Annotated in this window: 22 protein-coding genes and 1 pseudogene; 12 read left to right on the top strand and 11 right to left on the bottom strand. The window is 56.3% G+C overall.

The window, feature by feature from the left end; all coding sequences use genetic code 11:
- Nucleotides 1–46: 46 nt before the first annotated feature.
- Nucleotides 47–718 (bottom strand): 2OG-Fe(II) oxygenase, encoded by a 672-nt coding sequence (locus L861_RS08050; RefSeq protein WP_016416559.1) that lies wholly within the window; start codon nucleotides 716–718, stop codon nucleotides 47–49.
- A gap of 6 nt (nucleotides 719–724) precedes the next feature.
- Nucleotides 725–1,375 (bottom strand): CoA pyrophosphatase, encoded by a 651-nt coding sequence (locus tag L861_RS08045; RefSeq protein WP_016416558.1) that lies wholly within the window; start codon nucleotides 1,373–1,375, stop codon nucleotides 725–727.
- A gap of 98 nt (nucleotides 1,376–1,473) precedes the next feature.
- Here L861_RS08045 and L861_RS08040 point away from each other — a divergent pair, with 98 nt between their 5' ends.
- A complete protein-coding gene (locus L861_RS08040; protein ID WP_016416557.1) occupies nucleotides 1,474–2,031 on the top strand; it encodes an NUDIX hydrolase in 558 nt (185 codons plus the stop codon).
- Between the two features lie 144 nt (nucleotides 2,032–2,175).
- Here L861_RS08040 and L861_RS08035 read toward each other — a convergent pair whose 3' ends face one another.
- Both L861_RS08035 and L861_RS08030 read right to left on the bottom strand, forming a co-directional pair.
- Nucleotides 2,176–2,931: an SDR family NAD(P)-dependent oxidoreductase gene (locus tag L861_RS08035; protein WP_016416556.1), complete on the bottom strand. Its 756-nt coding sequence runs from the start codon at nucleotides 2,929–2,931 to the stop codon at nucleotides 2,176–2,178.
- A gap of 207 nt (nucleotides 2,932–3,138) precedes the next feature.
- A complete protein-coding gene (locus L861_RS08030; RefSeq protein ID WP_016416555.1) occupies nucleotides 3,139–3,450 on the bottom strand; it encodes a YqfO family protein in 312 nt (103 codons plus the stop codon).
- 104 nt (nucleotides 3,451–3,554) lie between these two features.
- Between L861_RS08030 and L861_RS08025 the strand changes: the two genes are divergently transcribed.
- From L861_RS08025 to L861_RS08005, 5 genes are all read left to right on the top strand, one after another.
- Nucleotides 3,555–4,403, top strand: a complete 849-nt coding sequence (locus L861_RS08025; protein WP_016416554.1) for a fructosamine kinase family protein — start codon at nucleotides 3,555–3,557, stop codon at nucleotides 4,401–4,403.
- Nucleotides 4,404–4,846: 443 nt separating this feature from the next.
- The gene (locus L861_RS08020) at nucleotides 4,847–6,349 is read left to right on the top strand and encodes a TolC family outer membrane protein (RefSeq protein WP_016416553.1); all 1,503 of its coding nucleotides are present in this window, start codon (nucleotides 4,847–4,849) and stop codon (nucleotides 6,347–6,349) included.
- 126 nt (nucleotides 6,350–6,475) lie between these two features.
- Complete coding sequence (locus L861_RS08015; protein WP_035568197.1) at nucleotides 6,476–7,699, top strand: efflux RND transporter periplasmic adaptor subunit; 1,224 nt, start codon at nucleotides 6,476–6,478, stop codon at nucleotides 7,697–7,699.
- A 3-nt stretch (nucleotides 7,700–7,702) separates the two neighbouring features.
- Nucleotides 7,703–10,864, top strand: a complete 3,162-nt coding sequence (locus tag L861_RS08010; RefSeq protein WP_016416551.1) for an efflux RND transporter permease subunit — start codon at nucleotides 7,703–7,705, stop codon at nucleotides 10,862–10,864.
- A gap of 206 nt (nucleotides 10,865–11,070) precedes the next feature.
- Nucleotides 11,071–11,745, top strand: coding sequence for a hypothetical protein (locus tag L861_RS08005; protein ID WP_016416550.1), 675 nt, complete (start codon nucleotides 11,071–11,073; stop codon nucleotides 11,743–11,745).
- A gap of 15 nt (nucleotides 11,746–11,760) precedes the next feature.
- Here the strand turns inward: L861_RS08005 and L861_RS08000 are convergent, their stop codons facing one another.
- The gene (locus L861_RS08000; RefSeq protein ID WP_027947540.1) at nucleotides 11,761–12,687 is read right to left on the bottom strand and encodes an alpha/beta fold hydrolase; all 927 of its coding nucleotides are present in this window, start codon (nucleotides 12,685–12,687) and stop codon (nucleotides 11,761–11,763) included.
- Between the two features lie 86 nt (nucleotides 12,688–12,773).
- On the bottom strand, nucleotides 12,774–13,385 hold the full coding sequence (locus L861_RS07995; RefSeq protein WP_016416548.1) for a TetR family transcriptional regulator: 612 nt from the start codon (nucleotides 13,383–13,385) through the stop codon (nucleotides 12,774–12,776).
- A 182-nt stretch (nucleotides 13,386–13,567) separates the two neighbouring features.
- Between L861_RS07995 and L861_RS07990 the strand changes: the two genes are divergently transcribed.
- Complete coding sequence (locus L861_RS07990) at nucleotides 13,568–14,596, top strand: succinylglutamate desuccinylase/aspartoacylase family protein (RefSeq protein WP_016416547.1); 1,029 nt, start codon at nucleotides 13,568–13,570, stop codon at nucleotides 14,594–14,596.
- A 92-nt stretch (nucleotides 14,597–14,688) separates the two neighbouring features.
- Entirely contained in the window at nucleotides 14,689–15,891 is a 1,203-nt protein-coding gene (locus tag L861_RS07985) for an aminotransferase-like domain-containing protein (RefSeq protein ID WP_016416546.1), read from the top strand.
- 13 nt (nucleotides 15,892–15,904) lie between these two features.
- Here L861_RS07985 and dusA read toward each other — a convergent pair whose 3' ends face one another.
- Nucleotides 15,905–16,897 (bottom strand): tRNA dihydrouridine(20/20a) synthase DusA, encoded by a 993-nt coding sequence (dusA, locus tag L861_RS07980; protein WP_016416545.1) that lies wholly within the window; start codon nucleotides 16,895–16,897, stop codon nucleotides 15,905–15,907.
- Between the two features lie 513 nt (nucleotides 16,898–17,410).
- On the opposite strand from dusA, the gene L861_RS07975 reads away from it, so the two are divergent.
- Both L861_RS07975 and L861_RS07970 read left to right on the top strand, forming a co-directional pair.
- A complete protein-coding gene (locus L861_RS07975; protein WP_081645808.1) occupies nucleotides 17,411–17,701 on the top strand; it encodes a S24 family peptidase in 291 nt (96 codons plus the stop codon).
- Nucleotides 17,702–17,762: 61 nt separating this feature from the next.
- The gene (locus L861_RS07970; RefSeq protein ID WP_144062990.1) at nucleotides 17,763–19,793 is read left to right on the top strand and encodes a hypothetical protein; all 2,031 of its coding nucleotides are present in this window, start codon (nucleotides 17,763–17,765) and stop codon (nucleotides 19,791–19,793) included.
- Between the two features lie 201 nt (nucleotides 19,794–19,994).
- On the opposite strand, the gene L861_RS25230 is transcribed toward L861_RS07970, so the two are convergent.
- From L861_RS25230 to L861_RS07955, 4 genes and pseudogenes are all read right to left on the bottom strand, one after another.
- Nucleotides 19,995–20,150 carry a DUF4113 domain-containing protein gene (locus L861_RS25230; RefSeq protein ID WP_330217780.1) on the bottom strand — a complete coding sequence of 52 codons (156 nt, stop codon included), beginning with the start codon at nucleotides 20,148–20,150 and terminating at the stop codon, nucleotides 19,995–19,997.
- A 60-nt stretch (nucleotides 20,151–20,210) separates the two neighbouring features.
- Nucleotides 20,211–20,708: pseudogene (locus L861_RS25225) on the bottom strand (DinB/UmuC family translesion DNA polymerase); the annotation flags it as partial.
- A 229-nt stretch (nucleotides 20,709–20,937) separates the two neighbouring features.
- Nucleotides 20,938–21,357 (bottom strand): PIN-like domain-containing protein, encoded by a 420-nt coding sequence (locus tag L861_RS07960; RefSeq protein ID WP_016416540.1) that lies wholly within the window; start codon nucleotides 21,355–21,357, stop codon nucleotides 20,938–20,940.
- Nucleotides 21,341–22,024 carry a MerR family transcriptional regulator gene (locus L861_RS07955; protein WP_016416539.1) on the bottom strand — a complete coding sequence of 228 codons (684 nt, stop codon included), beginning with the start codon at nucleotides 22,022–22,024 and terminating at the stop codon, nucleotides 21,341–21,343. Before L861_RS07955 ends, L861_RS07960 begins: the two co-directional genes overlap by 17 nt.
- A gap of 452 nt (nucleotides 22,025–22,476) precedes the next feature.
- Between L861_RS07955 and L861_RS07950 the strand changes: the two genes are divergently transcribed.
- Together L861_RS07950 and L861_RS07945 are read left to right on the top strand one after the other, a co-directional pair.
- Nucleotides 22,477–22,716, top strand: coding sequence for a hypothetical protein (locus L861_RS07950; RefSeq protein ID WP_016416538.1), 240 nt, complete (start codon nucleotides 22,477–22,479; stop codon nucleotides 22,714–22,716).
- A gap of 84 nt (nucleotides 22,717–22,800) precedes the next feature.
- Complete coding sequence (locus tag L861_RS07945; RefSeq protein ID WP_016416537.1) at nucleotides 22,801–23,400, top strand: hypothetical protein; 600 nt, start codon at nucleotides 22,801–22,803, stop codon at nucleotides 23,398–23,400.
- The last annotated feature ends 2 nt before the right edge of the window (nucleotides 23,401–23,402 follow it).

Here is a 23,402-nt window from a genome sequence, read left to right as displayed (position 1 = left end):
CGGCAAAGGTGTAATTCAGCTATATCGCATGAGGATCAAGCGGAACTTATCTAGCTGGGTCGATCAGTCCACCCAGCGAGGCATTGCGACGGAACCAGCCGGCGATGCTGGCGCGCGGCAATCGGGTAGGCAGCACTTCGTGAGGCACGCTTTCGGAGAAGAAGCAGGCGAAGGTGCCGGCGCGTGGAAGAATGCGTGCCACTTCGCACTTGGGTTGGTCGGCATCGAACAGTGCCATTTCGCCGCCACCATCCATCGGCCAGTCGGGGTTGAGGTAGAGCACTGTGGAAACCACACGATTGGCGCGCCCCTGAAAGCTATCGACGTGCTTCTTGTAGAAGGCGCCGGGCGGGTAGTGGGCGAAGTGGGCCTCGAATTCGAACAGTCCGAGGTAGAGCGCGTGGTTGAGTTCGCGCTGCAGTGTGCCCATGGCGGTGAGATACTGGCGCTGGGCCAAGGTTTTGCGGTCCAGCCAATGGATGGCGTCGCCACGGATATCGCGCCGCAGGCTGTGCTGCTTGCCGCGCCCGATACCGGCGGCGTTCAGTGCATCGTGCTCGGCTAGCGTCATCAGCTCGACATACAGTGCTTGGCAAAGTCCAGCATCGACGAAGTTTTCGCCGACGAACCAGCCGTGCGCCACCAAGGCGTCGACCAACTGAGCCAGCTTGTCGCGGAGTACAAGTTCATGGTCGAGCACGTGATTGAGAGGTTGCATAGTGATTCAGTCGGTTCGGGTCGAAGACGGAAATGCACTGGCTGTCGTTCTACGAGGCGGAAAGTAGCATAGCCAGCCTGCTGTGGGGGCGTGGTCGAGGCTGATTCGGCAGCCGAAGCCTTCGGCAAGCAACTCCACCAGCATCATCGCCGAAAGTCCCCAGATCACATGCTTGCCTGCACGATAGCTGGGGACATAAAGGGCGCGATCATCCATCGGGATGACATCGGTATGGCTACGACGGTCGTCAAGAAAGTGATGCAGCGGAACCTCGAAGATCGCATTGATCTCACCAGGATCAGGACGTAGTGGCAAGTCAGGGGGTATCAGCCCCACATAGGGGGTGACCGCGATTCCGTGTAACGAGATCAGGTCGCCGAGCTGGCCGAGCAGTTCGACTTCTCTAGAAGGTAAGGCGATCTCCTCTTCGGCCTCGCGTAGTGCGGTGGCCAGCAAGTCGATGTCTCCTGGTTCGCGTTTTCCTCCGGGAAAAGCGACCTGCCCGCTGTGCTGCTTGAGGTGATCGGCACGCCGGGTGAACAGTAGCGTGGGCTCGGACCGTGCGACGATCGGCATCAAAACCGCTGCCTGGGGCAACTCGGTAACGAGTCGGCGAGGGGTGTGCGCTTGCAGGCGCTCGCGAAGATTCTCTAACATGGGAGATCCACTGGGTTTCATCTCTTGTACCCAGCCCTTTAAAGAGCGTCAAGAGTCGATGTTCCCAGGTGTGCCGGCCAGGCCATGTAAGGAGTCCCATGAATTTCTGTAGTCACTGTGGGCATAGCGTCCACTTCGCGATTCCCGATGGCGACGACCGTCCGCGTTATATATGCGAGGCCTGCGGCACCATCCACTACCAGAATCCGCGCATCGTCGCCGGCACGCTACCGGTGAAGGGTAGCAAGATCCTACTGTGTCGGCGCGCTATTGCACCGCGCAAGGGCTATTGGACGCTGCCGGCCGGTTTCATGGAGAACGCCGAGACTACCTTGGAAGCCGCGGCCCGAGAGACGCTCGAAGAAGCTTGCGCCGAAGTGTCGATCCATGGGCTTTATACCCTGATCAACTTGCCTCACATCAACCAGGTCTACATGATCTTCCTGGCCGATCTCGAGGGCAGCTTCGATGCCGGCCCGGAAAGTCTCGAAGTGGCGTTGTTCGAGGAACATGAGATTCCCTGGGACGAGCTGGCTTTTCCCACCATCGAGCGTACCCTGCACCACTTCTACGCTGACCGCGATGAAGGTGCTTTCCCGCTGCATATCAGTGACATTACGCCGGAAGATAGGGAACGTTATTTCGGCAGCGCCTGAGGAAGCACTCAATAAATGCCTGTGCAGCTCAATCACTGCGTTACGCGGTGCTCGCAAGCCTCACATATACCCCATATGCTCCGGTTGCTGCGCTCCGGGCGCCTTATGCTTGAGCTGCTCGTCGATTTATTCAGCGCTTCCTGATTAATCCCTGTCGATATTGAACGCAGACCACGTCTGACGCGTCGGCATGATTTCCAGCCGGTTGATGTTGATATGGTCGGGCAGGGTGGCGATATAAAAGATCTGCTCGGCGATGTCTTCTGCTTGTAGCGGTGTGGTGCCGCGATACAGCTTGTCGGAAGCAGCCTGATCGCCTTTGGTGCGCACCAGGGTGAACTCGGTTTCTGCCAGGCCTGGGGCGACATCGGTGACACGTACGCCGGTCCCTTGCAGGTCGCAGCGCAGGTTGTAGCTGAACTGCTCGACGAAGGCTTTGGTCGCACCGTACACGTGGCCGCCAGGATAGGGCCAATGTCCGGCTACCGAGCCCAGATTGATGATACTGGCGCCAACGCCGGTGTCGATAAGTAGCGGCAGGGCAGCGTGAGTGACGTTGACCAGACCGGTGACGTTGGTGTCGATCATGGTGTGCCAATCCTTGAGATTGACCTTTTGTGCCGGTTCGGGGGCCAGTGCCAGACCGGCGTTGTTGACTAGACACTTGAGAGGGCGAAAATCGCTCGGCAGGCTGGCGATGGCGTCGGTTACCGCCTCCGCATCGCGCACGTCCAGCGTGATGATCAGCACGTCCACTTGTTTGCCGAGCTCCTGCTTCAAGGCTTCGAGCCGCTCCGTGCGGCGCCCGGTCAGGATCAGCGACCAGCCGGCGGCAGTGAAGCGGCGGGCGCTGGCGCGTCCAAATCCGGATGTGGCACCGGTGATCATGGCGATAGGCATCGCGTGTCTCCTCTACACTCGTTGATGAATGGCGGCAAGAGCTCCAGATTGCCACGCTCGAGCCGGCTAGGTCACGTACCCTACAGCGCATTGCAGGCTAGCTCCAGCAACCCGCTGGTGGCATCGCGCAGTGAATTGAACTTCCACGAAGGTTGGAGCTATCGCGGTCCGGGTGGGAACGCAGCTTCGCTGCGATGGGACTTCTGTTCAAATATCATCCAGACGCCACACGTCGTAGGCGGGTTCCTCGTAAGGGTGGGCGGCCTTCAGAGCCGCGACAGCGTCGCGAATCAGTGAGTCCTCGCATACCAATTCCACTTTGAGCTCCTCGACGCGCTCCAGGTCGCCGATCTTACCGATATGTGGAGTGGCACCGTCGAGCGGACGGAACTGCCCAGTACCAGGGGTCTGGAAGCAACAGGCCTCGTAGTCGCCGATACGTCCCGCACCTGTGGCGAAGATGGCTTCCTTGACGCTTTCGGCATTCTTTAGGGGGACGAAGAAGGCCAGCTTGTACATGGGGCACTCCTATATGCGAATCCTGAAATTTTGCCATAGTGATAGGGATCTATCGTGTCAGTATGGCTTCTGTACGTGCAATAAGAAGTGGGAGGAGGTCGGAGATGGAGCGTCATCTGCAGGAACTACTATCGACACTGGGGCTGACGCCACAAGGGGAGCCGCGACCGTTGTCCGGTGGCGATATCGCTGCTGTTTATCGACTCGATACCGACCAGGGCATGGTAGTGGTCAAGTGTGATACGGCGGAGCGCCTTGCTGGTGAGGCCGATGGCTTGCGAGCGCTGCGCGATGCCGGCACTCGCCTGGTAGTACCGGAAGTGCTAGGTGAAGCGGATGGCTGGTTGGTAATGGAAGCCCTCGATAGCGGGCTGGCAACTACCGGGAACGACGAGGTGCTGGGTGAGGGGCTGCGCGAACTGCATGCTGTGACGGCTGAGACTCATGGCTGGTATCGCGACAATGCCTGTGGGCGTACGCCGCAGCCTAATACCTCACTTGCCGATGGGCGCGCTTTTCAGCGTGAGCGACGCCTGTTGCCCATGACGGCGGCGTGTTACCAGCGTGGATTGATAGATTCCCGCTTGCGGGGGCGTCTCGAGGCGGTGGCTACCTCGTTGGACGACTGGTTGCCGGATGTCCCGGCGAGCCTGGTGCATGGCGACCTGTGGGGGGGCAATGTATTGCACACGGCACGTGGTCCCGCGATCATCGACCCAGCCGTCTATCGTCACTACCCTGAGGTCGATCTGGCCATGTTGACCCTGTTCGGTTCTCCGTCCGAGACGTTCTTCGACGCCTACTGGAACGGCCCTCGCCCAGACGACTGGCCGCGACGGCAGGCGCTATTCCAGTTGTATCCGCTACTCAACCACCTGTTGCTGTTCGGTGGTGCCTACCACAGTGGGGTCGAAAGCACGGTATCGAGGTTAGAGGCTTACCAAGCTTTATAGGCTCCCCCATAACACTGCAACGACGACAATCCTCATCCCTGAGATGCATGAGCTACTCTCGGAACATGAGTGTCAGCGACGCCCTGCGGGATAACGATGTCGTTGCCCTGCAACGTAGTGCCAACAAAGTATCCGGAGAAACGGTACCTCCGAACTACTGGGTGCAAGCCTATGTCCTCATGGCGACACAAATGGCACATCGATCTGCAAGAGTGCAGGTAGCTGTCACAAAAGACAGGGTATCTTGACCTTAATCTAGGTTGAGGAATTAGCCTTGGGTGCCCATGCTGGCCCATTTCGCTCTTTTTCCTGTGATCGGAAAAAGGCAAGGCTATGCAAAGAAAAGGGAATGTGACTGTGCAAAGGTAGTATACATACATGAATGTAGCTATAATCGTCACGTTCTCGCGATGACGAATCACCTTCTCCTGCAAGGAATTCCGATGTCATACAAGCACGACTCCTTCTCCAACGGCAGGGCTCGGACCCTGGCGAGGCGCCGCGCCGTTCTACCGCTCTTGATGACCATGTTGCTGGCCGGTCAGGCGCAGGCTGCGGATTTACTGACCATTACCCGCGATGCGCTGGAAAACGATGCCGATCTCGCGGCAGCGCGAGCGCGTCTGTCGAGCACACAGGCTGGCCGGGATGTCGTCCGTGGCAGCCTGTTGCCGCAGATCAGTGCTTCGGCCCAGGCGGCGCACAATCGCACCTACGACTCCCAATCGTCGTCTTCATCTTTGGAGGGGCTGGGCGGCTCAGCTCCAGGTGGCCTGGAAGGGCTGAGTTCCCTCTTTGAGGAGGACGATGTCTACAACAGTGCCAGCATTGGCCTGGAGGCTACTCAGTCATTGTACGACGCTGTCAGCAGTCGAGAGGTGACGCAGGCCGAGCGGGAAATCGACCAGGAAGCTTTCAGTCTGGCGGCCAGTGAGCAGCAACTGCTATCCGATGTGGCTAACGCTTATTTCGAGATTCTGCGCGCCAACGACATTCTGGCGGCGCGTGAAGCCCAAGAACGTGCCATTGAGCGTCAGCTTGAACAGGTCCGCGAACAATTCGAAGTCGGTTTGGTTGCCATCACCGATGTCGAGGAGGCCGTGGCCAGTTTCGACCAGGCTAGAGCCGATAGAATTGCCGCGCAGAGCGATTTGCAGGTCAGTTTCGAAGCGCTGGAAAGGTTGACCGGACAGCGTTACGACAGCATCGAGAGCCTATCCGAAGACATGCCGGTCGAAGTGCCTGCGCCAGTCGAACGTGATGCCTGGGTGGAACTGGCGTTGGCCAATAGTCCTGTGCTCAAGGGGGCGCAAGCGGGGGTCGAGGTGTCGCGCAGTGCCGTTGAAGTGGCGCGTGCGGCACGTTTGCCGGTGCTGGAGGCCTTCGCCAGCTACGATTATGGGGATAGCGACAGCGAGACTCTCAGTGGCTACGACTCGTCCAGTCAAGTGGGGGTGCGAGCCAGCATGCCACTCTACACCGGCGGCACCACCAGCAGTCAGATTCGTCAGAACACCTATGACCTGGAGGCCAGCCAGTACGATGCCGAGGCTCAGCGCCGTGACACGATCCAGCAGGTGCGATCGCTTTTCACGCGTGTGCAGAATGATGTTGCCACCGTCGAGGCTCGGCGTCAGGCGGTCGTGTCCACTCGCAGTGCCTTGGAAGCGACGCGTTCCGGCTACGAGGTCGGTACGCGCAATATCGTCGATGTGCTGAATGCCGAGCAAAACTTCTACGATGCTGTCTCCGCGCTAGCCGAAGCACGCTATGACTTCGTCTTGGACCGGTTGGCGTTGCGCCAGCAGGCCGGGACGCTCGATGCCGAGGTCATTCGTGTCCTGAATACGCAGTTGAAGGCCGATGAACAGGTTTTTCTGGAGCTCAATGGGGCGGGAGATGCCTATGGCGATGCCATGGACATCGGTGAGCCGCCTAGTCGCTGACGGCAGTGTCCGATGCGTTATGTCTTGTCCGCAACGGCTATTCGGCTGAGTCGGCAAGGAGATAGTCAAGCTTGGGGCGTCATCGCTGCTCCATGCGATCCACAGGGACTGAGATAGATGCTAATCATGAAACATGAGCGAATTCGGTTGATGTCGGCGTTGCTGGGACTCGGCTTGTTGCTGGCAGGTTGCGGCAATGAGCAGCAGGCGTCTTCGTCCGAGCAGCAGGCGCCGCCGCCCACACCGGCTCAGGTGATGGAGATGGCGCCACGGAATATCTCGCTCGACAAGTCCTATCCGTCCATGCTGCGTAGCGACAATGAAGTCACGGTGGTAGCGCGCGTTAGAGGCACTCTCGAGGAGCGACTCTTCGAGCCCGGCGACCTGGTAGAGGAGGGGGAAAGTCTCTATACCATCGAGCCTCCGTTGTATCGAGCGACGGTACGTCAGCGCGAGGCCGATCTGCAGAGTGCCGAGGCCGAGTTGAACCGGGCCCAGCGAGATGCCAGCCGGTACGAGCGGCTGCTAGGGCAGAACTCCATCAGCCGGCAGCAATACGATCAGGCCCAAGCCGACTTGGGAGTTGCACGTGCTAATGTGGCCCAGGCTCAGGCAGCGCTCGACAGTGCTCGGATCGATCTTGACTACACCAATGTCGAGGCGCCGGTGGGGGGCATGATCGGTCTCAGTGAAGTCAATGTCGGCAATCTGGTCGATGCCGGCACGGAGCTTGCTACCATCACGCCACTGGATCCGCTCGAGGTACGTTTCCAATTGCCTCAGGCGGATGCCTTGGAACTCCGCCGTCAACGTGAGCAAGGCAACAGTGAGATCGCTGCTCAATTGGTGTTTCCCGCCTCCAACAGCAGTCAGCCCGAGACACTTCAGGGAAGACTCGATTTTCTGGGAGCGCGAGTCAGTGAGAGCACCAGTACCGTGGAAGCCAGTGCTACCTTCGATAACCCGGACGGTCTCTTCCTGCCTGGTCAGTTCGTGCGCGTGAGGCTCACGGGGCTTCAGCGTTTCGATGTGCTGGCAGTGCCGGAGATCGCGGTGACCGAAGGTTTGATGGGCCCCCAAGTCTTCGTGCTCGATGAAGAAAACAAGGTGCGTGCCCGTAATGTGGAACCGGCGGAAACTGCTGGTCCTTGGCTGATCATCGCTTCTGGGATCGAGCCCGGTGATCGTGTGGTGGTCAGTGATCCGGCGGGTCTCGAGCCGGGCAGGGTCATCGATCCGCAGCCTTTCGATGGCGAAGCGGAGAAGGTTGCCGAGAACGGGACGTCACCACAGGCGACCCAGGCCGGAGCCGAAGGGAACCGGCAAACCGACGAGGCAAACGGGGCCTGATCAATGGTTATTTCCAATTTCTTTATCAAGCGGCCGGTATTCGCCACCGTCATTTCGATCATTGTCGTGCTGGTTGGCTTGATGGCGATGCGTATCCTGCCTATCGAGCAATATCCGGAGGTGGTGCCACCGACAGTCACGGTGGAGGCCACCTATCCAGGCGCCGACGCCGAAACGGTATCGCAAACGGTGGCTGCCCCTCTGGCCGAGGCGATCAACGGGGTTGAGAACATGCTGTACATGACCTCGACCAGTTCGGACAACGGCACGATGAACATGGAGATCGCCTTCAGCATCGATTCCGATGGCGATACCAATACCATCAACGTCAACAACCGGGTACAGCAGACATTGTCGACGTTGCCGGAGGCCGTGCAGGCTCAAGGGGTGACGGTCGAGTTGAGCTCCAGCAGCATTCTGATGTTTGCCGCATTGATCTCGCCCACCGGTGAGTACGACAACATCTACATGCAGAACTATGCCACGCTCAACATTCTCGACGAGCTACGCCAAGTTCCGGGTGTGGGCAATGCACAGGTGTTGGGCGGTGGCGAATTTGCCATGCGTATCTGGCTCAATCCGGACAAGTTGGCGCAATACGACCTGACGCCCGCCGAAGTGGCCAATACGATACGTTCGCAGAACACTGAGATACCGGCGGGCGGTCTGGCCCAGGTGCCGAACAGCAACCCGCGGGCCTATAGCTATACCGTTACGGCTCCCGGGCGCCTGACGAGTGCGGAAGAGTTCCGCAACATCATTCTGCGTACCAACCCCGATGGCTCGACATTGCGTTTGGATGATGTCTCACGTGTTGAACTGGGGGCATCGAGCTATGGGGTCGAGGCGCGCCTCAACGGCAGTTCCATGGCGCCGATTCTCATCAACCAGCAGCCGGGTGCCAATGCGTTGGCCACTGCCGAAGAGGTCAAGGAGACCATGGAACGGCTGTCGGAGCGCTTCCCGGCAGGCCTGGACTATGTGGTGCCCTATGACACCACGCTGTTCATTGGTGCATCGGTGGAGACCGTCACCCATACCTTCATCGAGGCGTTCCTGATCGTTGCGGTGATCGTTTTCGTGTTCTTGCAGAACTGGCGCACGACGCTGATCGCCATGTCGGTGGTACCGGTCTCGGTAGTGGGAACCTTTGCCGGCCTCTATCTATTCGGCTTTTCGATCAATCTGCTGACCCTGTTCGCCATGATACTGGCCATCGGCATCGTGGTGGACGATGCGATACTGGTAGTGGAGAACATCGAGCGTCTTATGGAGGAAGACGACGAAATCCCGATACTCCAGGCCGCGATGCAGGCCATGAAGGAGGTTGGCGGCCCCATCATCGCCACGTCCTTCATCATGGCGGCTGTCTTCGTCCCCGTGGCGTTCCTGGGTGGCTTTACCGGGCAGGTCTATCAGCAATTCGCCTTGACCATCGCGGTATCGGTGGCGATCTCGGCAGTGGTTGCCCTGACCTTCACGCCGGCGATGTGTGCGTTGTTCGTCAAGCACAAACGGCAGATTACCGATTCGAAATTGCTGCGTGCCTTGAATACGCCACTGCGCCTGTTCGATCGTGGCTTTGCCGGGGTGACGAGCTTTTATCTATGGGTGGTGCGTGTAATGGTCAGGTATTGGGGGCTGACCTTGCTCCTGACGGCGGCCACTCTTGGTGCTTCCTACTGGATGTATGAGAACACGCCCTCGACCCTGGTGCCGGAAACCGATCAGGGGATCGTGATTGCCAGCATCTCGTTACCTGACGCGGCTTCGCTGGCGCGTACCGAAGCCTACATGGAGAAACTCAGTCACGAGATCGAGCAGACCCCAGGCGTGGCTTATTCCACAGCGGTAGCGGGCTACGACATGTTGACCAGTTCGGTCAATACCGCGCGTGGCGTGATATTCATCAGCATGGTGCCGTGGGATGAGCGCGACCTCACGGTCCAGCAATTGATCGGCAAGGTCATGCAGGCCGGTGCCATGATCGACGGGGGGTCGGCAATGGCCTTCAATATGCCGCCGATCATCGGGCTGTCTACGACTGGCGGTTTTACCGGTTTCTTGCAGTCGTATGCCGGTGCCACGCCGCAGGAGCTGCAGCAGGCCGCCTTCAAGGTCATGCAGGCGGCCAACCAGCGCCCTGAGCTGAGTCAGGTCTTCACCACCTTCAGTGCCAATGTGCCGTCGTATCGTGCCAACATCGACCGAGAGAAGGCGCTCAGTTACGGTGTGTCGTTGGACGATCTGAATACGACCTTGTCGAATACCTTGGGTACTGGTTTCGTCAACTACTTCACGTATCGTAGCCGCAACTTCCAGGTCTACCTGCAGAACGACGAGGAATTCCGCCAGACGCCGGAGGATCTGAATGGGATCTTCGTTCGTGGTAGCGATGGTGAACGTATTCCCTTGTCGGAATTCGTCACCTTGGAGCGTCAGGCGGTACCGGCGGTCATGACACGCTTCAATGTCTATACGGCTGCCCAGTTCCAAGGCGGAGCGGCGCCTGGCTACAGCTCGGGTCAGGCAATTGCCGCCATGGAGGAAGTGGTCAACGAAACCCTGGGCTCCGGCTGGGGTATGGGCTGGACCGGCACTTCCTATCAAGAGGTGAGTACGGGTAACGCGGCCACCATCGCTATCGTGTTCGGTATCGTCATGATCTTCCTGATCCTGGCCGCCCAGTACGAGAGCTGGTCCTTGCCGTTGGCGGTGGTGACGGCAGTGCCGTTTGCCTTCCTCGGTGCGATCGGTGGTGTCGTGCTGCGAGGTCTGGACTCCAGTGTCTATGTCGAGGTCGGTATGTTGGTGGTGGTAGGGTTGGCGGCCAAGAACGCCATCCTGATCGTCGAGTTCGCCGAACTGCAGCGTCGTGAGATGGGCAAGTCAATCCGCGAAGCCGCCGTGATCGCGTCGGAACTACGTTTCCGGCCGATTGTCATGACCTCGCTGGCGTTCATCTTCGGTACCTTGCCACTGGCGTTGGCGACAGGAGCCAGTGACACCAGTAGTCACCACATCGGCACAACGGTGGCCATGGGCATGGCGTCGGTGGCGGTGCTGGCCAGCTTCTTCGTGCCGTCTTTCTACGCCATGATCGCGCATGTCCAGCAGTGGTTGGCTGAGAAACGCGGCAAGACGACTCAGGAGGTTTCTACCTGACGCCTCGACAAGCCGTGCGCTAGGCCGCTTCCGGTATCGGGAGCGGCCTTTTTCTTGTGGAGGCTTTCTGGAGGTGCATGAGCAAGACCTACTACACTGGAAAGGTGCAAGAGGCTTATCGCCGGTATCGACCCGCTGCCGTCAACGCTTGATATGCTGTGCAGTACGTCGGCCCGACGCCTGGTGAACTGTGGGGAGGGCCTGTTATGGAAGTGCTGATCCAGACCGCATTGAGCTTTCCTGTCGTTATTTTCATGGTCTTGTTGGGCCTGATGGTCATCTACTGGTTGCTGGTAGCCATTGGGTTGGCACCGATCGAGTTTCTTGAGCACGACAGCCTGCGCGATGACCATCTTGCCAGTGCCATGGTATCGCTTGGCTTCGCTGGTGTGCCGGTATCGGTGGCGCTGACGGTACTGCTGGGGTTGGGAACACTCGTGGCGGCGGCCGTGGAACTGCTGGTATTACGCTTTCTGCCTTTGGGAATGTTGCGATTGCCGCTGGGCTTGGTAGTGCTGTGGGGCTCTCTGGCGTTGGCCGCACCGCTTAGCGTCTCACTGTGCTATAAGCTGCAGCCCAGCTTGCACCGTCATCGTTCCGCCTGCCAGTGTTCGCTGTTGGGGCAGACGGTGATCGTCCGGGCCACGGAGCAGGAGGGCAATCTGTATCATGCCACCCTGGAAGAGGATCCCGATGTCGATGTGGTCTTGCATGCCAAGCGTGGTGCCGTCCCCGGACCAGGGGAGCGTTGGGTGCTGGTCAAGTATCTGGCTGACGAAGAAGCCTATCGGGCCGTGCCCAAGGCCAAGTTCATGGATGCACGAACCCGGCTTCGCAAGCTGCGCATGCTGCAGCGTCATAAGGGACATACGGCCCATTGAAATTGACAGAGGATGTCAGGAAGAGGGCGTCAGCAGCCGGCGCAACCAGTACCAACCGCGAATCCAGAATGGCGCATCTTCGCGGCTGACGGGGATGGGAACGGCGCGGAGTTTGGTGAGAAAGGCACGTATCGGTTCGACCTGGCTTGGTCGGTCGAGCATGGGAGCGTGGCCGCATCCTGGCACCTCGATGCTGATCAGACCTGGCTGATCTTCGTGCATACGTTGGACAACCTCGGTACTGAGCAACGTGGAGTCCGCGCCACGAATGACCATCGTCGGACAGATGATGGCTCGCCAGTCGGCCCACATATCGCGGGGCCTGTCATGAATGAACTGCTCGGCAATGCGCGGATCGTAGTGGAAGGTCCAACTGCCGTCGGGGAGGCGGCGTGCACTGTTCAGGGCCAGTTCTCGCCAAGCTGCCTCGTTGTCGATGCCGAAGCCCACATAGTGTCGCTCGAGTTCTCGCGCTAGCTCGCTGAAGGTGGAGAATCGGTGGGGAGCCGTAAAATAGCTACTCAGCCCGATCAATCCCTCCTGCTCCAGTTCTGGCCCCACGTCATTGAGAATCAGGCGCTCGATGCGAGAATGGTGCTCTTCGTGGGAGGCCAGCAGCATGCCCAACAGCCCTCCCATCGAAGTACCTAGCCAAGCCACCTGCTCCAGATCGAAGTGATCGAGAATCGCCACCGCCACCGTCACGTAGTGGCTGTATAGATAATCATGGGCAGGAAACAGCGACCAGCTCGAGAGCCCGCGGCCAGGAGTGTCAGGGGCCAGGATTCGCCAGCTTGGCCCCAGTTCTCGGGCCAGAGCGGCGAAGTCCCCACCATGACGCGCCAGACCATGCCAGGCGACAAGGGTACGAGGAGCGTTCGGGTGCCAGACACGCACGGCCACTTCCAATTCGCGAACGCGGACGAGTTCCAGGTCATCCATGGTCATCACTCTCTTGTCTGCATTGGCTTGAGTGTAGCGTGTTTTTATTGCATTGCAGCAAAAGCTGGAATCTTCGAATCTGGGGCTCACCGCCGCATCAGATCGAATAGGGCGTCGATCAATTCGCGACCGTCCTTGCTGATGGAAAAGCTCTCGGGATTGCGATGCCAGTCATGTACCAGGCCGCCCAGAGTCGATTGCAGCAACCGGGCGGCAATTTCCGGAGACAGGCCGGGTTTGAGCAGGTTGTGCTCATGAGCCAGCTGGAAGTGCTCGCGCAGCTCTTCGTCGCATTCACGTGCCAATTGGTCCTGCATTTCCAGGGGGTTGATATCGCTGAAGAATTCACAGCGATGCAATACAATGGAGTGGATGCGTCGGTAGTGAGGTTGCTCCAGCCTGGCCAGGGCCTTGTGACACGTCAGTCGGATGGCCTCCAAGGGAGAGTCGGTAAGGGTCGGGTCGTTGATCTCCTCGACCAATTCCTGGAAGGGCATGCGTACCCGTTCCAGCAAGGCCGTGAACAGGTCGGCTTTGTTCTTGAAGTGCCAGTACACGGCGCCACGGGTCATGCCGGCGTGACGTGCGATCTGTTCCAAGGAGGTGCGCGCCACGCCCTTTTCGTAGAAGACTTCCTCGGCGGCATCCAGCAGGGCTTCACGAGTCGCAGCGGCTTCCGCCTTGGTTTTTCTGGCCATGGGTACAAAGACCTCGAGTCGCCTTTCGTTTTAGCCATTCTACCGCAAAACCAGGATACTTACATTCGCGACTGTATAATTAAGCGACCTCTCCATAGAGGGAGCAGTGATTGAGCAAGGCTCGTCATTATCGTGGTGGAAAGGTATAAAGGAAACACTGTTCATTCTCAGGATTTCGTTTCATGGCTCGTGCTCCATTCGAACTTGCCGGCACCCGTGTATCTCCTGGTTCGCGTGCTCAGATTGACGTCCCTGTCGCCAAGCTATACACGCATGCTCCATTGCATATTCCGGTAGAAGTGGTGCATGGGCGCCAGAATGGTCCGGTTTTGTTGGTCTGCGGGGCCATCCATGGCGATGAGATCAACGGCGTGGAAATCGTGCGCCGCTTGTTGCGTTCCAAGGCGATCCGGCCCTTGCGTGGAACATTGATCGCCGTACCCATCGTCAATGTCTTCGGTTTCGTGCAACACACTCGCTATCTGCCCGACCGACGCGACCTCAATCGTTGTTTCCCTGGCAGCGAGGCGGGTTCACTGGGCTCGAGGGTGGCAGCGCTGTTTCGCGAGCAGATTGTCGATCAGGCCACCCATATCATCGACCTGCATACCGGGGCCATCCACCGCACCAACCTGCCGCAGATCAGGGCGCAACTGGTCACCGATAGCGAAACCAATGCCATGGCTACGGCCTTTGGCGCACCGGTGATTCTCAATGCTGAGCTGCGCGAGGGCAGCATTCGTCATTACGCTCAAACGCGTGGTGTTCCGGTGCTGACCTATGAAGCAGGCGAGGCGCTACGCTTCGACGAGTGGGCGATCGCGCCGGGAGTACGCGGGATACTGCGCGTGATGCGTACACTTGGCATGCTGTCCGCCGATCGGCGTCGACGCACCCCTAGGCCTGCCGAAGTGGCCGAAGGGTCGAGCTGGGCTAGGGCGCCGATCGACGGTATCTTGCGTCCCAAGGTGCGCTTGGGGGCACGGGTAGCGAGTGGCGAAGTGTTGGGCTTGGTGGCCGATCCCTTCGGCAATGCCGAAGGGGAGGTGAAGGCCAACGCCGATGGCATCGTCATCGGCATGAGCAACCTGCCGCTCGCCAATGAAGGTGAAGCCTTGTTCCATGTCGCGCGTTTCGAGGCTATCGAGGAAGCCGAGAATGCCGTGGAGTCATTCCAGTCGCGGTTCGATACCGGTTTTGAGCCGGCTTGATGATTCCGATAGCTGCGTCTGGCGGTAAACGGGCCTATGATGGGCAGTTCGCTATTACGTTACTTATTACCTTGCTCCGATGAGAGGCTTCCATGCAGTGGCCGTTTTCCCGGCGCGCCAACGCGCTGACCAGTTCCGCCATCCGTGAAATTCTGAAAGTGACCGAGCAACCGGACGTGATTTCGTTCGCTGGAGGCTTGCCGTCAGCGGCTACGTTTCCGGTAGAGGCAATGCAAGTGGCGACCAGGAAGGTACTGGAAGAACACGCGGAAAGCGCACTGCAATATGGTCCGAGCGAAGGGCTTGGCAAGCTGCGCGAGTGGATTGCCGCGGAGTATTCCCGCGACGGTGCTGAAGTACGGCCTTCCCAAGTGTTGTTGACCACCGGATCGCAGCAGGCGTTGGATTTGATTGCCAAGGCATTGATCGATCCCGGCAGTCGTGTATTGGTGGAAACACCGACCTATCTTGGTGCACTGCAGGCATTCTCGCTGTTCGAGCCGGAGTACGTATCGGTTGCCAGCGATGATCAGGGACTGCTACCCGAGACGCTGACTCCTGAGGTCATCGAGGGTGCGCGTTTCCTGTATGCTCTGCCTAATTTCCAGAATCCAACCGGGCGAAGGCTGCCGCTTTCTCGGCGTGAAGCACTCGCGGCCATTGCCCGTGAGCATGATTTGCCGATCGTCGAGGACGACCCCTATGGTGACCTCGACTACCAAGGAGAGCGATTGGCCAGCTTGCGCTCGCTGGCCCCGAAGCAGGTGATTCATCTAGGGTCGTTTTCCAAGGTACTGGCACCGGGGCTGCGGCTCGGTTACGTCATTGCCGATGACGCCTTGATCGCCAAGCTGGTACAGATCAAGCAGGCGGCCGACCTGCATACCCCGAGTTTCACCCAGCAGGTGGTCTACGAGATCGTCAGCCAAGGGTTTTTGAAAGGGCATATTCCGGAAATTCGCACGCTCTACGCTGAACGCTGCCAGGCCATGCTCGCCGCATTGGAGAAACACATGCCCGAGGGTGTGCATTGGAACCGGCCTGAAGGGGGGATGTTCATCTGGGTAACGTTGCCTGAATCATTGGACAGTACTGAGCTATTGACCGAAGCGATTCGGGAGCGAGTGGCATTCGTACCCGGGGCACCGTTCTATGCCACGGCGCCCCAGGCCAATACACTCAGGCTTTCCTTCGTCACTGTCGAACCGGCACGTATCGAGGAAGGAGTTCGACGCCTCGGGCGATTGGTTGCCAGGCAATTGGGTGGCACGTCGGAGCATCTGCCGCTGGTGTGATTTCAAGGCGGGGTCAGGCAGGCTCCGCCTCTCGCTCGGCAACCAGGCCCAGCGCGTCGTCGAACACGGCAAGACCAGCGCCGTCACGGTGAGCGTTTTCCGACAGATGGCGACGGAAGCGGCGCCCACCAGGGCAGCCTTGGAACAAGCCGAGCAAATGGCGGGTGATATGGTTGAGTCGAGCCCCTTCGGCCAACCGTTCAGCGATATAAGGACGTAGGGCCCGTGCCGCCGCATGGCGATTCTCGACAGGTCCTGGTTCTCCGTATAGGACTTCATCCACCTGGGCCAGCAGCCAGGGATTCTGGTACGCCTCGCGACCCACCATCACACTGTCGACGTGGGTGAGTTGAGTCTGACAATCCTCCAACGTCTTGATGCCGCCATTGATGCCGATATGTAGCTCAGGGCGGCTGGCTTTCAGACGATGCACGCGGGCATAGTTGAGCGGTGGGACGTCGCGGTTCTCCTTGGGAGAAAGCCCCTGCAGCCAGGCCTTGCGGGCATGCACGATGAACGTCTTGCAGCCGGCGTCCGCCACCATGGAGATGAAACGCTCCAAGTCGGCATCCTCATCCTGATCGTCGATACCGATACGGCATTTCACGGTTACCGGGATCGATACGGCATCGATCATCGCTCGGACCGCTGTTGCGACCTTCTCCGGATGACCCATCAGACAGGCCCCGATCAGGTTGTTTTGTACCCGATCACTGGGACAACCGACATTCAGGTTGACCTCGTCATACCCCCATTCCTCAGCGATCGCCGCACACTCGGCCAACTCACCGGCATCGCTGCCGCCAAGCTGCAACGCCAACGGATGTTCCACCTCGTCGTAGCCCAGGAACCGCTCCCGCGGGCTACCGTGCAGGATGGCTCCCGTCGTCACCATTTCGGTATATAGCAACGCACGACGCGTCAACGTGCGCGCGAAGGCACGGTAATCGCGGGTCGTCCAATCCATCATCGGCGCGACGGAAAAAGTACGGTCAAGCACGGGCATAACGAATCACAGAAGCTAATGAGGTCGAGCATTCTACCAGCCCGCGTGCTTGATGCGCGATACCTTGGAAAGCCCAATGGGACTTGGAAGAGATCAAGGAAAACAGCGAGTGACAGGTCTGTCAGGCTAGTAAGTACTTACCGGGGCGGTAGCCTCCCATCTTGGGCATGCAATCGCATCGCTCGTCAGGGACAACCTGGCTATTCCGAATCCAGACTGCTCTCAAGAAAGTTATGGGCATGGCCGAATCCAGCAATACTGATACTGCATCATTCGAATTCCTTACGTGCCTGATCACGGGCAAGAAACGCTGTGTTAACCTGTGAGTATTAGAGTTGGGTAAGACAATGATGGCGCGAGCGCCGAGCTTTCTGGAGGGCCAAGTCCTGAATATTCGCCCATCCGTATCCCGGAGTACGACATTGAAGTCGCAGCGGCTTCAGAACGGCTGTTTGATGCCGACAATATAGAAAGCACGCTGTATTCGAGACTGCTCAGCTTGCGCCCGAGGGGCTGGACCCGACCCAGATCGTCGGAGCCAAGGTGCGCGGTGATTCGATAGGGGAGACGCTGCGTGATGGCGACCTGGATCTAGTCGATCGCAGCCACCGCACGACGGATGGTGTGTTTCTGCTGCGTATGGGCGAAGAACTGCGCATCAAGCGCGTACAACGAGTGGCGGGAGGGGCGCTGATATTGATAAGCGATAACGAGCACTATCAGCCTGAGTTGATCAAGCCCGAGGATATGCGGGATGTGGAGATCCTGGGGCGGTGTGAGGTAAGGCTAGGGAAAATAAACTAGTTCTGAAAGTTTTTATTAATTTTTTATTCTTTTAAATTTTCTGTTTTTAATAGGGGCGTGTGTGTCTAAGTCAGTGGAAAAAAAATTTAAAAAGCTATCTCCAAAAACAAGCATTCATGAAGCCCTGGAAATTAGCAAGAAAATGTTAGGAAAGATTTCTTTAGATAGCTTCGTTGATGCTGTTTTGCGTAATGAAAACCTAATTGTGCAAGATGGTAACGTTGAGAAAGTACTGTGGGTGGTAGATTACTTAGGTTCATTAATTGAGTTAATAAAGGCTGAATATCCCAAAGAGCATGCAGGTGCGGTTCGGCGAATAGCTATTTTGCTTGTTATAAATAATTATTTCAATAAGCTGTATGAATGGCGGTCTGAAACTGAGGCGGTTAAAAGCTTAAGCGCTCCTGAGTTAGTTTCGGCTTCTCTTATCCGAGGCGCTGAGGACTATCTTGTAATTTCAAAAAAAGCTGTTGCTGCGTTAAGGGAAGGTGCTCGGGGCAAGGCGGTTATAGATACGCACCTATCATATCTGATTGAAGATTCAATAGGAAACAGGATTCATCCTGACTCAGCTATGTCGATGCTCTTCGATTCAATATTTCTTATCATGAAGAGTACAGGTTTTATTGAGGGTTTAAAAGAAAATAATTGCTTCGATTTTAAGCGGTTTTATTGTCCTTCTGAAGATGATATTTATAAAATCGGTGCTCTTAACTTGAATGCCATGTCTTGGAAGTTTTTTGACTCATTACAAAAAGATATTAGACATTGCGAGAGAGGTTGGAGCCACTCGGACAATAATGAAGATGTGCCTGAGGAACATAAAGAGCATGTCAAAGAGTATCTCGATATTAGTTCGCCGCTTGCATGGAGGATATACGAAATTATTGCTGAGCAAAGAATTCGCCAGCTGGCTAAAGAAATATATTTTACTACGTTAGAGCATCTTTCTATGATGCGCGAAAATGATAGTGAAGCTTATTTGAACAGGGTTGCAAATAATATTGTTATTGAAAGAATTCTTTCTATTGATCCAGGGGATGAAAAAAATAAGTGCCTTGGATTAACTTTAAGTCAATGGATAGAAGGGTATGCAGTCCTTCAGGAATTTGTTAGGAGTAATTACAATGATGATGATGCTTCTTCTCTTGTCCCGCTATTGGGGAAAGTTGAGATAATTGATTTATTCGTAAGCAAAGGCATTCCTATAGGAATAGCGGATACTTTTTTGAATAATGTTATTTTTGGTCCTGGTTCTTTTGATTTGTATGACACTCCTGTGATTAGGTTTGGAGATTTGTACATGATCTATGGCCCTGTTCTAAAAGACGCCATCTTATATGAGTTGGTAGTTTCTAATGTTGGGAGGAATAAAGAAAAGTTGGCACACAAGGGCGATGCTCTTGAGTATAGACTGCTCCATGTTTTTAAGGAAGCTGGTTTAAATCCTAAGAAGTTTAAAGAGATGCGAGGTAAAGAGGAGTACGAGTTTGATCTCTTGGTAAAGTGGAATGATTTTCTTTTTGTTTTCGAATGCAAAAATAGAGCGATCCCAAGAAGTCCTGTGCTGTCTAGAAATATGATAGATGATTATAAAGAACATATAGGCCAACTTAAAAGACTCTGTGCAGGTTTGGACAAGTACCCAGACATGGTTGAAAAAAATTTTGGTCCTAAACATGGAGTTAAGTATATTATTCCTTGTATAGTAAATGGCATGCCTTTCGCGCTTGATAAAAAGCTTGATGAGGTTTTTGTAACAGATATTTCTGCTATTTCAAGATTTTTTAATGGGAATGAAATCACGTTAAACTCTCCGGAAGGTGAAATCAATATTTATTCTCAATGGAGTTCAAGTAATCCTTCTCCTGAAGATTTCCTTTTCATGTTAAATCATCCTTTTAATGTAAAGATGAGATTGGAATACTTCTCAACTAGGGTAGAGTGTCTCCCTATAGGCGAGGGGGTTTATGTGCGCGCTGAGGAGTACTTGTATGAGGAAAAAGGCATTCAAGAATCAATTCGTTATTTTTCAGAGCTAGAAGATTACCGTAATAATTTGTTCTCTAATGGTGGGTATCCTTTTGTTTGATTGAAAAGGATTTATGTTGCATATAGCTAGCACAGAGTGAAATGGGAAGACATAATATTCCGCTGGCTTTAGTAACTCTCCGGCCATATATAAGGGAATCCTAAGCTTGCATCTTTCGTGCGTCACCACCTTTTCCGTCTACCCTTCCTTCGGGGCCGGCTGCCTTCGCAGCAGAAGCCCAGCATGAACGCTGGGTACTTACTAGAGTGCTTTTGCTCTGGGAATTTCTTCCCAGCGTGTCGACCAACATGGGGTACGGTTGGCACAGCGTAAGTGCCAGGCCGCCCCAGGACAGGGGGTGCCCAACTTCACCGTGCCGCGCCCCATCCTGTTATTCAGGTTATCCATCACACCCATCAGCTTCTGGCTGCGCTGCCGCTCGGCGTCGCTTTGTGGTGCGTCCAACAGCGAGAGTTGCTGCCGATCGGCGTCGATCAGGTCGAGCAGCATTACACCGCCTTTCTGGTAGAGATAGTGCGGCCGGTAGATCCGCTGCAGGGCGTGGCCAGCGGCGTGAAGGATCTCGCGGCTGTCGGCTGTCGGCTGTCGGCTGTCGGCCGTGGGGCGGGGCAGTTAGAGCGCCAGGCTCGGTGAGTACTGGTGCAAATCCTGTCGGAAGAGGTTCGTTTTCAGAAACACCAATACCGCTTTGGCGAGTCCGTTCTGTCGGCGCAACTTCTCGGCGCCACGCTGTCCGTGTTGTCGGATCGCCTCGCGGATTTCGTTGAGGTCGTCGGTGAGCTTGCCGAAGCTGCGGCTGGTCATGATGCGCTGGCGTGGCTCGTGGATGTCGTTCATCTCAATGCATGGCGTACCCTGCAACTCCAACACGGTGCGAGCCAGGGTGACGGAAAAGCGCCTGCGGATGCGCTCGTGGTCCTGCTGGACTAGGTCCCATGCTGTTGCAATTCCCATGAGGGCAAGCCGCTCTACTAAGCGGCTACCGACACCCCATACATCGCCGAGCTCGGTACGCTGCAGGATGCCTTTGATCTGTGGGCTGCCGGGCGGAAGCACGCAGACACCATCGTAGTCGTGCTACCTGGTCGAAGTGAGTCAGGATGCAGGGGGTAAAGGGACCGCTGATCGAGGGTGACCAGTTGGTAGTCGACGAAGCCCGAGTGCCACAACGACGATCTGAATGCTATTGAGTGACCGGGAGAGGCCTACCGGAGAGCTTTCCTGATATCCCCCAAGGTAATTCATACAACATTGGGCAATTGAGTTTGGTCACTCCACTCGAAATTGTAGGCCACCATCTGATGAGCTGGAGAGCTGTCGCCCAAGCTTTTCTTTTGTTCCAGTCTTTGCCGAGGTTGATAATAGTCATCCCTGCACGCTCGAATGCTAGGCGCTCAGGATCGCTTTTCTTGAAGCGGTCTTTAGAAATGATTACCCAATTGGATTCAGCCTTGAGTCTTTCAAGCCATACGTTGTCAGGTGTTCCTCTCCCGCAGTAGTCAATGGCATGCACCACCGTATGATTTTCATCACAGATATTGGAGAGGTGATTCAGGGCATGAGCAAGATGAATACTGATATTTTCGTCAATGAAGAAGTGCACCTGCCGCTATCCTTTTTTCAAAGTTAACGGCACGATTCACCTCATCAAGGGTGATATCGAAGTTTCTGGCCACGGTGTCGGCATCGCCTTCTTCGGCTTGAAAAGCATCGAATAGGGCTGCGGTAGACACATGGCTTGGCAAGACAATGGGCTTACCAAACGCAAAGCGTGGATCGATAACAATCTGTGGGTCAGCAGGATCTGGTGTCCAGCGTACCGGATTATCACTGGCATCGAAGGTAATGCCAGAGATAAGTGAAGGGCCAATGACTTCAGTAAGCACTCCTTGACGCTTTACAAGGTCAGTGAGGCCTTCTTCACCATTTTCCTCAAGTGCTTGCAGAAAGACGTCTTTACCGTCAGTCATAAGTCGAGGATGGATCAAGGGATAGTCGCGTTGCAGGTAGTCACTAAGGCTGCTCAATGCTTCTCTAATGACATGCATCGAGACACCATGTTCGCGGAACCGCGATACTGCACGAACTTCAAGTAAATCTTTAAAACTAAGCGTATCCTCGGCACCGAGTGACTCAGGCTCAGGATGCCAAAGAGGGCCTGCAGGTGAGCGATCACGCACTATCCAACGGCGGATCTTCTCTGCGTCGACGCCGATTAACCTCTCGGCTTGCTTGGGGCTATATAGCCCGATTCCTGCTAGTGCCGTCATGGCTCCCTCCCGACCTACCTGCGTTCTGACCAGGTGATTCCCAGTTCGTTCTTTTGTCTTAGATTATCTTTCAGTGTGGAGGACTATAGAGAATAGGTGAAGGCAGCTCAATGGCCATTTCGAAGTGATTACGTAAAGTGAATAAATTTATTCAATAAAATCAATGTGGTGAAGATGATGGATGTATCTGCATCTGCAGGGAAGTGGTATAGGCTGGGTGTGACTGCTCATGTGTCACCTTAGTGACGATCCACGCTTTGGCATCGATTGCTGCATTGAAATTGCCAAGGCGCACTGGAGTTCTGAGGCAGGCGCAGAGCAGGTGTTCCTCCTACCGGCGATCACTTAGCGGCAATTGGCTGCTTTGGGGCATCAGTAAGCCAGACCGTCGAGTGGCGGGGCTTGGGCCACTACCACGAAATCCGACGCTCGTATTCACAAGGAGAAGAACAATGGGTACCGATCTCACCAGCCATCAGATGGAACTCCTTTCCCGCGTTCTCCAGCACGGCGGGGTTCTGGCATCCCCATTTGGCCACGCAGGCGAGGACAGCTTGCTATCAAGGGTGTTGGAAGATATCGGCGAACTGGAATCCAGAGGCTTGATCACGGTCAAGCGTTTCCAGGACAGCCAAGACCCACAACAAATCGAACTTACCGCTATGGGATACGCGGCCTTGGGGATCGAATAGGGGAGTGATGTAGGCAAGAGTGCTGGACAGGGCCATCACCAATGGGTCTCAATGGCTGTAGAGCTTTGCGTGGGGAGGACATGAATGAGAGCGTGGGACAGCTGGCTGCGAAGCTTTAGCTTCGTTCTGGTGATATCGTGGGCGCTTACCGGTTGTGGAGGCGATGGAGGGAATTCGTCGTCCAACAACGAGGAAGAAGAGACCGCAACATCGATGGACGACCTGCCTGATGAGGGCGAACCCACTGGTGCTGAGGTGAATGAGGAGAAAAAGCCGGAGGTGGCACCTTTCTCCGAGCCAGTCGAGATCACGGCAGAGGGTGACCAACTGGCGGATCGCCGGTTAAGGGTGGAAGGACAGACCAACCTACCGGATGAAACCGAGCTGTTGATCGTCGTTGAGCGCCAGACCAGTGGAGTACGCTGGCGTATTCGTACCAGTGTCGACGGCGGGCACTTCTCAGCCGAGCCTTTCGGACCAGGCAGCGGCCTGCCTGATGGGGAGTACTCGATCACGGTATCCGTGCAGCCAGCCAGTGTCCAACCTCAGTCGGTCCGTGCGGTAATTGGTGAGCAGGGAGAGCACCTGAGTGGGCCGTTGACATCCAAGTCAAGGCATCGAGGAACCACGGCCGAGTACTCCACGTCCTTCACCGCCGGTACGGAGCCAGGCATCGGAACGTGACG

The sequence above is a fragment of the Litchfieldella anticariensis FP35 = DSM 16096 genome (assembly GCF_000409775.1).
GTDB classification, from domain to species: Bacteria; Pseudomonadota; Gammaproteobacteria; order Pseudomonadales; family Halomonadaceae; genus Litchfieldella; species Litchfieldella anticariensis.
Note: the sequence above shows the minus strand (reverse complement) of the source record. Positions and strands in the feature narration are given on the sequence as shown.